Consider the following 10797-nt stretch of genomic DNA (forward strand, 5'->3'; position numbering starts at 1 on the left):
GCTGCATGCCGCCGATCCGTATCCTCTTTCCCTTCGCCGGCGATACCGGCCTGGGGGGCAGCCATGTCTCGGCCCTGGACCTGGTTGCGATGCTGGACCGCGCCCGCTACGAGCCGCGGATCCTGCTGCACGGGCAGGCCGGCAAGGTGGGCGATCACGCCCGCGCGCTGGGGCTGGGCTTCGAGGTGGTCGAGGACATCCCCCTGCTGCGCTCGCCCGGCCACCCGCGACCCGGCGACGTGGGGCCGGCGCGGTACCTGGCGCACAGCCTGCCGCGCCTGATGCGCCTGATCCGCCGCATCGACCCCGCCATCGTGCACAGCAACGAAGGCCGCATCCACACCAGCTGGGCGCTGCCGACCCGCCTGACGGGCCGCAAGCACCTGTGGCACCACCGGCAGGACCCCACCGCCTTCGGCGTCAACCGGATGGCGCCGATCCTGTCCCACGCCATCGTCGGCGTGTCGCATTTCGCCCGCCCGGCACGCCCGGTGCGGCCGATCGGCGACCGCTTCAGCGTGGTGCGCAGCCCGTTCGATTTCTCGGAACCGGCCCCCGACCGCGCCGCAGCCCGGCAGGCGATCCTGGCCGAGCTGTCCCTGCCGGGGGATGCGGTGCTGCTGGGCTGGTTCGGGACGCTGACGCCGCGCAAGCGGCCGGTGCATTTCGTCCAGGCCGTCGCCGACATCCAGCGCCAGCTGCCCTGCCGGCCGGTCCACGGGCTGCTGTTCGGCGGCGCGCTGGGCCCGCAAAGCAGCCTGGGCGAGGACTGCGCCCGCGCCGCCGACGCCTGCGGCATGGCCGGGGCGATTCACGTGATGGGCTTTCGCAGCCCCATCGCGCCCTACATGGCCGGGGTCGACGTCAAGCTGGTCACGGCGCTGGACGAACCCTTCGGCCGCACCCTGATCGAGGCGATGCATCTGGGCACCCCGGTCGTCGCCACCCGCCACGGCGGCAATGTCGAGGCGATCGACGACGGCCAGAACGGGTTTCTGGTCGACCCCGACGATCCGGCCGCGTTCACCGCGCCGGTGCTGCGCCTGCTGGCCGACCCCGCCCTGCGCGACCGGATCACCGGCGCCGCCCGGCAGGGGCTGGAACCGCTTTACGGCCGGGCCACGCATCTTGCCGCGATCTCGGCCATCTATGACCGCCTGGCCGGGGTCTGAGGCCCGGCCAGCGGCACCGAACGCAGCAGCCGCACCGTGTCCGATTGCCGCGAGGTGCCGCTTTTGAGATAGATGTTGCGCAGGTGATAGTTGACCGTCGTCAGCGTGACCGAGACGAGATGCGCGATCTCTTCGGGCTTGCGCCCGGTCGCCAGGTGGCCCGCGACCACGGTTTCCGCGGGCGTGAGGCCCAGCGCCCGGGCCATCAGGTCGGTGCCGTGGCTGGGCAGGTCCGAGGGAAACAGCAGCGTGGCAAAGCAGTCCGACCCGAACTCGGTCGGGCCCAGGTTCATGTGGACGACGAACATCGCGGTATCGGGCGCGCCGGGCGAGCTGCCCGGCGACAGGACCCGGAAGCCGGTGATCTCGTCGTCGGATTCGGATTCCGCGGCGCGCATCCAGGACCGGGATTCGGTGCGCGCCCAGTCGACCAGCCGGACGCCGGCGTGCTGGGCCAGCTTGCGGGCGGCGGCGTTGGCGAACAGGACGTGGCCTTCGGCGGCCATGATGAGCCCGAAGGACAGCCGGTTCATCAGCCGTTCCCAGCTGGCGCTGGTGACCGCCTCGCTGGCGTGGCCCTCGGGCCCCGCCCGCGCGCCGCTGGCCGCCGGCCGCGCCTCGGCGGCGCGCAGGCGGTCGGCCAGCGCCAGCCGCGACCGTATGGTCATCTCGACGGTCTCGGGGTCGGCCGGCTTGACCAGGATGTCATCGACCCCCGCCAGGCGCAGCGCCTTGAGCCATTCCGGGTGGTCCGAGGACGACAGCGCCAGCACCGGCACCGGCGCCCCGCCCAGCCCGCCCGCCTGCAGCCGGGCCAGCAGGCGTTGCGTTCCAAGCTCCGCGGTCTCGCTGTCCTCGCACAGCAGCAGGTCGGCGCCGCCCAGCATCACCGCCGCGACGGCCTCGGGGATCGACAACACGGTGCGGACCAGGTAGCCGCGCTCGGCCAGATAGGCGCCCAGGGTTTCGATGCCGTCGGGGTCGTCCGAACAGCAGACGACGCGGCGCCCGGTGGCCTGGGCCAGGACGCGCGGCAGGCTGGCGGCAAGTTCAGCGAACGGCATTGCGGGTCACCTCGGTGATGGCGGCGGCGATCTGGTCGATCTCGGGGTCGCTCCATGTCGGATCGACCAGGAAGGCGAGGCTGGTCTCGCCCAGCGCGCGCGCCGTGGGCAGGGGTTCGGCGGGATGGAGGCCCTCGGCGGCAAAGCAGCCTTCGCGGTAGATTTCCGAACAACTGCCGGAAAACGCCGGAAAGCCGCGCGCGCCGATCTCGGCCAGGATGCGGTCGCGGTCCCAGCCCGGCGCCAGCCGGTCGGGCCGCACGAAGGCATACAGGCGGTACCAGGCATGGGTGATGCCGGGCGGCGGCAGCGGCACCCGCAGGACCTCGGCTTCGGCCAGCGCAGCGGCCAGCCGCAGGGCGTTGCGGGTGCGGATGCGGTGCCATTCGGGCAGCCGGCGCAACTGCACCCGCCCCAGCGCCGCCGACAGCCCGGTCATCCGCAGGTTGGTCCCCGGACCACGCCCGTGAAGCCAGCGGAACCCCGGCGGGTGGTCCGTGGCGTAGACCAGCGCGCGGTCCTTGCCGTGGTCCTTGAAGCTCCAGATCCGGTCGTACAGGGCGGCGTCGTCGGTCACGATCATGCCGCCTTCGCCGCCGGTGGTCATGATCTTGTCCTGGCAGAAGGAATACGACCCCAGCGTGCCGAAGCCGCCGACCACGCGCGCGCCGATCATCGCGCCGTGGGCCTGCGCGCAATCTTCGATCACCCACAGCCCGTGGCGCGCGGCCAGGTCCATGATCGCGCCCATCTCGCAGGGCCAGCCGGCCAGATGGACCGGGATGATGCCGACCGTGCGCGGGGTGATGGCGGCGGCGATGGTGTCGGGGGTGATGTTCTGGCTGTCGGGATCGACATCGACAAAGACCGGGATGCCGCCCGCCAGCAGCACGCACGAGGCCGAGGCCACAAAGCTGCGCGGCGAGACGATCACCTCGTCCCCGGGCGCGAGATCCAGCGCCCGCAGCGCCGCGTCCAGGGTCACGGTGCCGTTGGCCATGGCGATGGCAAAGCGGGTTCCGGCATGGGCCGCGAACTCGGTTTCAAAGGCGGTCACGTCCGGGCCGGTCCACGCGTTGACCTTGCCCGAGCGCAGCACATCGGTCACCGCCGCCACCTGTTCGTCGTCGAATTCGGGCCAGTTCCGCGTGCGGCGCATGGGCTATTCCACCATCCTGATCGTTACAAAAGCTTCCGCGGCCGCGCGATGGACCGTCGCGCCACGCAGTGTCGCCAGCGCCCGCAGGGTGGCCACCGAGCGTTCGTGCGGCGCCGGGCGCTGCTGGCTGGCAAAACAGGCGAACGCCTTCAGCTTGCGGTCCAGCGTCGCGGTGATGTCGATGAAATGGTTGGGCAGGAACCCGGGCGTCAGGTAGGGCGCGTTCCAGTTCGTCTCGGACAGCGTCTCATAGGCCAGGATCTGCGGCGGGTAGTCCTGCTGGTGCGGGCGCGCGGCGACCAGAGCCGACAGGAAGCTCAGCTGGTGATCCATGTGGATGTCGCCCGGATGCGGCACGAACAGGGTCTGCGGCGCGATCCGGCGCACCGCGTCCGAGATCGCCGCATTCAGGTCGGCATGGCCGTATTCGGTCAGCTGCGCCGCCGGGCAATCGAGGTAATGGGTCTGTGCGACCCCCAGCATGGCGTGGGCGGCGGCGGCCTCGGCCCGCACGGTGGCGATCTGGGTTTCGTCGAAGCGCGGGGCGCGCCCGGTGGTGACGATGGCGACATGGGTCTCGATGCCCGCCTGGGCCAGCCGGGCGAGCGTGCCGCCGACGCCCAGCACCTCGTCATCGGGATGCGGGGCGATCACGAGCACCGGGCCGGGGCGGTCAGCCGACGGGAACATCGTCGCCCCCCCCAAGCATCGCGTGGCGGGTGATCCGGCCCTCGGTCGTCCAGTCGAGCAGGTCCAGACAGGCGCCGTCGCCGCACATCACCGTCGCCACCCCGTCCTCGACCTGCTGGACCTGGCCGGGCAGGCCGACGAAATAGCCCTCGCGCGGGTGCAGGCGGGCGCGGTTGACCCGGACCGGCGTGCCGTCGGCCAGGGTCGTGGTGGCGCCGGGATAGGGTTCGCCGACGGCGCGGACCAGGCGTTCGATCCGCGTGCCCGCCGCGGTCCAGTCGATGCGGCCGTCCTGGGGGCGGCGGCGGGCGCACATCGTCGCCTGGTCGTGGTCCTGCACGGCGGCCGGCATCCGCCCCGCGGCCAGGTCGGCCAGCAGCGGCGGCAGCAGCGCCGCCATCTCGGCCACGGCGCGGTCGTACAGGGCGCGCGCGGTGATCTCGTCGGGGTCGATCGGGAACACCGCCTGCGCGGCGATCGGGCCGTCGTCGATGCCCTCGCCGATCCAGAACAGGGTGGCGCCGCCCTGACGCTGGCCGGTGAGGATCTGCCAGGGAATCACCGCCCGCCCCCGCATCCGCGGCAGCGGCGCCGGGTGAAAGCCCAGCACGCCCAGCCGGGGGATGGCCCGCAGTTCGGGTCCCAGCAGCTGCGACCAGCCGATCGCCATCACCAGGTCGGGGGCAAGCTCGCGCAGCGCTGCCAGCAGCGCCGGGTCGTCGCTGCGCGCGACCCGCAGGACCCGCGCGCCGGCCGCGCCCGCCAGCGGCCCGAGATCGGCGAAATCGGAATGGGCGGCAGCGCGGTCCAGCGGCAGCGTCACCACCAGCGCCGGCGGCATCCCCGCGTCCATCATCGCCCGCAGCGCCACCGCCGAGCCCTCGACCGCCCCGATCAGCACCGTCCTCATGCGACCTCCGCCCCCGGGCCGCGCTGCCAGCCGCCCAGCCAGTCCTGCGCGCGGCGCAGCCGCGGCTCGCTGCGGATCTCGCCGCGCAGCGGGACAAGGGCGGTCTCGGCCAGGATGCGAAGATCCAGCGCGAGGCTGCGATGGGCGACATACCACAGGTCCAGCGCCAGCTTTTCCTGGTCGTCGAGATGGGTGTTGCCGCTGATCTGCGCCCAGCCGGTCAGCCCCGGCGGGACCGAGTTGCGCAGCTCGCCCAGCCGCCCGAACCCGGCCACCGTCGCCGGCAGCAGCGGGCGCGGACCGACCAGCGCCATCCGGCCCCGCACCACCGCCAGCAGCTGCGGCAGCTCGTCCAGCCGCAGGCGGCGGATCAGCCGGGTCACGCGGGTTTCGCGCTGGGCGTCGGGCAGCAGTGCCCCGCGGGCGTCGCGCGCGTCGGTCATGGTGCGGAACTTGGGCACGACGATGACGCGGCCACCTTGCCCGGCGCGGGCCTGGCGGAACATGACCGGCGCGCCCAGCTGCCGGAACAGGACGATTGCAGTCACCAGCTGGACCGGCGCCGAAAGTACCAGAAGAATCAATGCCGCAATGAAATTGCAAACCCGGTGCACAATGGGCTCCCCCCCCACGATTCCGTAATGCTCGCTTATGACTGCAAGCCTACCACGGAAATTTCAGGCGCAGACCTAGCTTTTCTGATAGGTCGGAGCGTGCCGCAATTCACTACCCAAAAAGCCTGAAATCCCGTCGCCGGGCGAACGCTGCATTGTTCTTTCCGGTCAACCGCGCGAGCCGTAATGCCGAAAGGCACGATTCTTCATGTCATTACCGGAACCGCCATCGGCGGCGCCGAAATGATGCTGCTGCGATATTTGCGCAGCTGTGATCCGGGCCGGCACCTGGTGGCCACGCTGATGCCCCGCGGCCCGGTCGCGGACATGCTCGAGACAGCGGGAATCGGCGTGGTCGATCTGCACGGACGGCGGGCGGCCGACCTGCCGGCGGTGGTGGCGCGGCTGGCCCGGCTCACCCGCCGCCATCGCCCCGCGGTGGTGCATGGCTGGATGTATCACGGCTGTCTCGCGGCGACGCTGGCGCTGATCGCCGCGCGCGCGACGCGCACCGGGCTGGTCTGGGGCATCCACCACTCGCTGGCCGATCCGGGGCACGAGAAACGCTCGACCCGTGCGGTCCTGGCCGCGCTGCGCCGGCTGGCGCCGCGGGCGGACGCGATCACCTATTGCTCGCGCGAGGCGGCGCGCCAGCACCAGGCAGCGGGGTTCCCCGAGGGGCTGGCCCGGTTCGTCCCGAACGCCATCCCGCTGGACGAGTTTCGCCCCGACCCCGCGGCGCGCGCCCGGCTTCAGGCGCTGGCCGGCCTGCCCCCCGGCCGCTGGATCATCGGCGGCGTCGGGCGGGCGCACCCGATGAAGGATCACGCCGCCTTCGCCCGGGCGCTGGCGCTGCTGGCCGGGCGCGGTATCAACGTCCACGGCGTCCTGATCGGCGCCGGACAGTCCGACGGAGTGGCCGTCCGCATCGCCGCCGAATCCGGCATTGCCGACCGTCTGGCGGCGTTCGAGGCGCGCGACGACATCGCCGCGCTGGTCCCTGGGTTCGACCTGTATCTGCTGTCGTCGGCCTGGGGCGAGGCGCTGCCGCTGGCCGTGGCCGAGGCGATGGCGGCGGGGGTGCCGGCGGTGGTCACCGATGTCGGCGATTGCGGCTGGCTGGTCGGCGAGACCGGCCGCGTCTGCCCCCCGCGCCGCCCTGACCTGCTGGCCGACGCCTGCGAGGCGATGCTGGCGATGCGCGGCAGCGACCGGCCGGCGCGGGCCCTGGCCTGCCGGCACCGGGTCGCGCAGCTCATGTCGATGAACGCCTATGCCGACCGCCACGCCGCGCTTTATGCCGCCGCCGCCGCCCGCCGCGGCGCCCCCGCAGGCGCCGCCCTGATGGGACGCGCGGTATGACCGGCCCGCTGGCCGCGCGCAGCTTTACCCCCGTCCCCGACCCGGGGCGCAGCGACCGGCTGGACGGCGAACACCTGGCCCGGCTCGTTTCCCGCAACTGGCGCCTGATCCTCGCCGTGGTGGTGGCGGTGGTCGGCGCGGTGGCGGTGTTCCTGACCCAGCAGGTCCCGGTCTATCGCGCCGTCGCCGCGATGGCGCTGATGAATTCCGAGGTGCGGGTCAGCCAGGTCGACACCCAGCTGGAAAGCTATGAGCTGACCCGCGCCCGGGTCGAGACCGAACTGGACCGCCTGCGGTCGCGCACCTTCGCCAGCCGGGTCGCCGACAAGCTGGACCTGTTCAAGGACACGACCTATCTGCCGGTCGGCGAAAAGGGCCCCCCCGTGGGCACGCCGGAACGGCGGCGCGCCGTGGTCGACAAGCTGCTGGCGAGCTATATGCCGCGGCGGACCGGCGAAAGCCTGGTGATCTATATCGAGGCCGAGGCGAGCGCGCCCGAGATGGCCGCCCGGATCGCCAACGGGGTCGTCGAGGCGTTCATCCGCCAGTCTGTCGACGACCAGCGCGAGACCATCGAGCAGTCCAGCAAGTATCTGCGCGGCCAGATCGAGCTGCTGGGCGACCAGCTGACCGCCAGCCAGGTCGAGATGGCGACCCTGATCCGCGAGAACGTGCTCGACGACGAGGATCTTGACGAGCGGCTGCGCCGGCAGCGCAGCCACCTCGTCGCGGTGCTCGAGGTGTCCGGGCAGCGGGGCGGCAGCGGCGGCAGCGGCAATCTTCGGGCCGAGCTGGACCAGATCGAGGCGCAGCTGGCTGACCGCACCCGCAGCAAGATGCATCTGAGCCGCCTGGAACGCAGCGTCGACCTGTTGGGGCAGCGCCTGCAGACGATGGTCGAGCGGCTGGGGCAGATCGAGCCGCAGCTGGACCAGGTGCAGCCCGATGCCCGCCAGGTCACCATCGCCGAAACCCCCTTCGAGCCGTCCTGGCCCAACATCCCCACCACCCTGGCGCTGGCGGTGCCAGGCGGGCTGATGCTGGGTTTCCTGATCGCGCTTATAAAAAGCGGGATGGACCGGCAGGTCTGGACCGGGGCGCAGGCCGGGCTGGCCGGGCGGGTGCCCAACCTGGGGCAGCTGCCCCGCATCCGCCCGCGCGGCATCCTGCGCCGCAGGCACCAGCCGGGCTGGTTCCTGCGCCGCTTTCCGCGCGCCGTGTTCAGCGAGGAACTGCGCGCGCTGCTGACGATCTGCGGCGCGTTGCAGGCGGGCGGATCGCCGCCGCAGGTCATCATGATCACCTCGGCCCGCGACGGCGAGGGCAAGTCGACGCTGGCCGCGGCGATGGCGACTACCGCCGCGCAAGAAGGGATGCGCGTGCTTCTGCTGGATTTCGACGGCACCGCGGCGGGGGCGGGTCACCTGCTGGGCGCGCGCGAGGCGCCGCTGCTGCGGATCGACGACGTGCTGGCGGACCCGGCGCTGGCCGCCTCGCCGGTGCCGGTCCCCGACCAGCCGGGCCTTGCGCTCCTGCGCTTTGACCCGCGCGCGCGGCTGGCCTCGGCGCGGGTGGCGGCCTTCGGCAGCGACGTCCTGCCCGGGCTGCGGGCGCAGCACGACCTGATCATCCTCGACACCCCGGCGGCGCTGGGCGCATCGGACGCCGCGCGGCTGGGCGCGCTGGCCGACGCGACCCTGGTGGTCGCGCGCGCCGGCCGGACCCCGGAACACGAACTGCGCCAGTGCGTCGCGCGCCTGCAGGACAGCGGTGTGCAGGTCGCCGGAACGATCGTCAACGACATGGACCTGCGCCTGCTGCAAGGCGGGGGCCGCGGCCGGCGTCATGCCGCGCGCTGAGGGTGCGGGGGTCCTGAAACGCCTGATGGCGCCGCTGGCGACGGCGCTGCTGGCGGCCGCGCCCGCCGGCGGCACGACCGCGACGCCCGAGGCGTTTCCCTGCGCGCAGGGCTATGGCGCCGCCGCCGGCGGCTGGACCGGGGGCCGGCTGATCGCGGTGACCAGCCTTGCCGACCGCGGCGAGGGCAGCCTGCGCCATTGCGTCGAGGCGCGGGGCCCCCGGATCTGCGTGTTTCGCGTCGCCGGCACGATCCACCTGGAAACTCCGCTGCGGCCGCGCTCGGCGCTGTATGTCGCGGGACAGACCGCGCCGGGGGGCGGCGTGCAGCTGCGCATGGCCGGATCGCGCCACGGCCCGCTGGTCATCGATGGCGTCCGCGATGTCGTCGTGCGATTCCTCAAGCTGCGGCCGGGCGCCGTCGCCCGCGAATCGTCCAACGTGGACGGGGTCACGGTGCAGAACGCCTCGCGCGTGTTCCTGGGGAACCTGTCGGTGATGTTCGCCTCGGACGAGACGGTGAACATCCATGTGGACCGCGGCACCGCCACCGACATCACCCTGGCCGATAGCATCCTCGCCTATAGCCTTGATCGCGCCAACCATCCCGACGGGCGGCATTCCAAGGGCGCGCTGGTCTGTTCGGGTGACGGCACGGACAACCAGTGCGGCCGGATCACCCTGCTGCGCAACCTGCTGGCCCATCACCGCGACCGCAACCCGGACATCAAGGGCACCGCGGCCGGCCCCGTCGAGGTGATCAACAACGTGTTCTATGACCCGCTGAGCCAGCTGGGCGAATTCTATGACCTGCAGGGCGACACCCGCATCGCCTATGTCGGCAACCTGGCGATGACCGGGCCGTCCTCGTCAGAGCGGGTCGCGGCGGCGGTGCAGGTCTTCGACTGGACGCAGGGCCACGCGATCGGCGTCTGGGCGGACGACAACGTCGCGCGCGACTGCGCCAGCGGCAGGCCCCTGCCGGTGCTGGACCCCGAGGCCGCCGCGCGGCCGCTGAAGCCCTTTGCCCTGTCCGTCACCCCGGCCCCCGCCGCCCGCCTGCCCGGGCTGCTGGAGCCCCGCGTCGGGGACGTGCTGCCCGGCGGCGGGCACCGCGACGCGCTGGACGACCGCGTGCTGGCCGATGTCGGCGCCTGCGCGGGCCGGATCATCGACGACCCCGACGAGGTCGGCGGCTGGCCCGATCCCGACCCGGGCCTGGCGCCGCTGGACCGCGACGGCGACCTGCTGCCCGACCTGTGGGAGGCAGCGAACGGGCTGGACCCCGGCGCCGCCACCGACCCGTGGACCCCGACGGGCGCGGGAGCCCCGGCCGCCGCGGCGTGGCTGGCCGAACTCGCCGGTGACACATGCGACGCTCGCTGATCGCCGCGGCCTGCCTGGCGCTGTGCGCCCCCGCGCTGCTGCGCGCCGAGCCCTATCGGCTGCATCCCCAGGACCGGCTGCTGATCCGGGTGCTGACCTGGGATTTCCGGCAGAACAGCCTGGTCGGCTGGCAGGACCTGTCGGGCGAATACAGCCTCAGCCCCGAGGGCGACCTGCAGCTGCCGCTGGCCGGCACCGTCGCCGCCGCGGGCCTGACCCAGGCGGAACTGGCCGACGCGGTGTCCGTCCTGCTGCGCCGCCGCGCCGGCCTGACCGAGCCGCCGCTGCTGTCGATCGAGCTGGTCTCCAGCGTGCCTGTCTATGTGCTGGGCGCGGTCGAGACGCGCGGCGCGGTGCCGTTCCGGCCGGGGCTGAGCGCCCGCCAGGCGCTGGCGCTGGCGGGCGGCGTCTATCGCCCCGCGGGCGGTGCCGACCCGCTGCGCGCGGCCGCGGTCGCAGCGGATCTGCGGCTGGCAGGCGACCGGCTGGCCCGGCTGCGGGCCGAACGCGCCGCGCTGGACGCGGAACTGACCCGGCTGCGCGCGGAAACCACGGGGGCCGCGCCGCCGCCCGCCGTTCCCCC

Annotated in this window: 10 protein-coding genes; 5 read left to right on the forward strand and 5 right to left on the reverse strand. The window is 73.0% G+C overall.

Annotation, left to right across the window (positions count from 1 at the left end; genetic code table 11):
- Positions 1-5 precede the first annotated feature (5 nt).
- Entirely contained in the window at positions 6-1172 is a 1167-nt protein-coding gene (locus tag IC63_RS01805; protein ID WP_084115365.1) for a glycosyltransferase family 4 protein, read from the forward strand.
- Here the strand turns inward: IC63_RS01805 and IC63_RS01810 are convergent.
- The 5 genes from IC63_RS01810 to IC63_RS01830 are packed head-to-tail and all read right to left on the reverse strand — an operon-like array spanning position 1148 to position 5627.
- Complete coding sequence (locus IC63_RS01810) at positions 1148-2236, reverse strand: DNA-binding response regulator (RefSeq protein ID WP_036716342.1); 1089 nt, start codon at positions 2234-2236, stop codon at positions 1148-1150. The genes IC63_RS01805 and IC63_RS01810 overlap by 25 nt on opposite strands.
- Positions 2223-3395: a DegT/DnrJ/EryC1/StrS family aminotransferase gene (locus tag IC63_RS01815; protein WP_036716344.1), complete on the reverse strand. Its 1173-nt coding sequence runs from the start codon at positions 3393-3395 to the stop codon at positions 2223-2225. The genes IC63_RS01810 and IC63_RS01815 overlap by 14 nt, the downstream gene beginning before the upstream one ends.
- A 3-nt stretch (positions 3396-3398) precedes the next feature.
- On the reverse strand, positions 3399-4085 hold the full coding sequence (locus tag IC63_RS01820) for a PIG-L deacetylase family protein (protein ID WP_036716346.1): 687 nt from the start codon (positions 4083-4085) through the stop codon (positions 3399-3401).
- Positions 4069-4995, reverse strand: a complete 927-nt coding sequence (locus IC63_RS01825) for a methionyl-tRNA formyltransferase (protein ID WP_036716348.1) — start codon at positions 4993-4995, stop codon at positions 4069-4071. Before IC63_RS01825 ends, IC63_RS01820 begins: the two co-directional genes overlap by 17 nt.
- Positions 4992-5627, reverse strand: coding sequence for a sugar transferase (locus tag IC63_RS01830; protein WP_332257712.1), 636 nt, complete (start codon positions 5625-5627; stop codon positions 4992-4994). The genes IC63_RS01825 and IC63_RS01830 overlap by 4 nt, the downstream gene beginning before the upstream one ends.
- 168 nt (positions 5628-5795) lie before the next feature.
- Between IC63_RS01830 and IC63_RS01835 the strand changes: the two genes are divergently transcribed.
- From IC63_RS01835 to IC63_RS01850, 4 genes are all read left to right on the forward strand, one after another.
- A complete protein-coding gene (locus IC63_RS01835; protein ID WP_052041786.1) occupies positions 5796-6971 on the forward strand; it encodes a glycosyltransferase in 1176 nt (391 codons plus the stop codon).
- On the forward strand, positions 6968-8830 hold the full coding sequence (locus tag IC63_RS01840) for a GumC family protein (RefSeq protein ID WP_036716350.1): 1863 nt from the start codon (positions 6968-6970) through the stop codon (positions 8828-8830). Before IC63_RS01835 ends, IC63_RS01840 begins: the two co-directional genes overlap by 4 nt.
- The gene (locus tag IC63_RS01845; protein ID WP_036716352.1) at positions 8817-10214 is read left to right on the forward strand and encodes a hypothetical protein; all 1398 of its coding nucleotides are present in this window, start codon (positions 8817-8819) and stop codon (positions 10212-10214) included. Before IC63_RS01840 ends, IC63_RS01845 begins: the two co-directional genes overlap by 14 nt.
- Positions 10199-10797: polysaccharide biosynthesis/export family protein (locus tag IC63_RS01850; RefSeq protein ID WP_198026220.1), on the forward strand; the 599-nt coding region annotated here is incomplete at its 3' end. The genes IC63_RS01845 and IC63_RS01850, both read left to right, overlap by 16 nt.

The sequence above is a fragment of the Paracoccus sphaerophysae genome, from assembly GCF_000763805.1.
GTDB classification, from domain to species: domain Bacteria; phylum Pseudomonadota; class Alphaproteobacteria; order Rhodobacterales; family Rhodobacteraceae; genus Paracoccus; species Paracoccus sphaerophysae.

Bases quoted from the DNA above. Each gene is read 5' to 3' on its own strand.
- IC63_RS01805 (WP_084115365.1), top strand. From the start codon at position 6: ATGCCGCCGATCCGTATCCTCTTTCCCTTCGCCGGCGATACCGGCCTG.
- IC63_RS01810 (WP_036716342.1), bottom strand. From the start codon at position 2,236: ATGCCGTTCGCTGAACTTGCCGCCAGCCTGCCGCGCGTCCTGGCCCAG.
- IC63_RS01815 (WP_036716344.1), bottom strand. From the start codon at position 3,395: ATGCGCCGCACGCGGAACTGGCCCGAATTCGACGACGAACAGGTGGCG.
- IC63_RS01820 (WP_036716346.1), bottom strand. From the start codon at position 4,085: ATGTTCCCGTCGGCTGACCGCCCCGGCCCGGTGCTCGTGATCGCCCCG.
- IC63_RS01825 (WP_036716348.1), bottom strand. From the start codon at position 4,995: ATGAGGACGGTGCTGATCGGGGCGGTCGAGGGCTCGGCGGTGGCGCTG.
- IC63_RS01835 (WP_052041786.1), top strand. From the start codon at position 5,796: ATGCCGAAAGGCACGATTCTTCATGTCATTACCGGAACCGCCATCGGC.
- IC63_RS01840 (WP_036716350.1), top strand. From the start codon at position 6,968: ATGACCGGCCCGCTGGCCGCGCGCAGCTTTACCCCCGTCCCCGACCCG.
- IC63_RS01845 (WP_036716352.1), top strand. From the start codon at position 8,817: ATGCCGCGCGCTGAGGGTGCGGGGGTCCTGAAACGCCTGATGGCGCCG.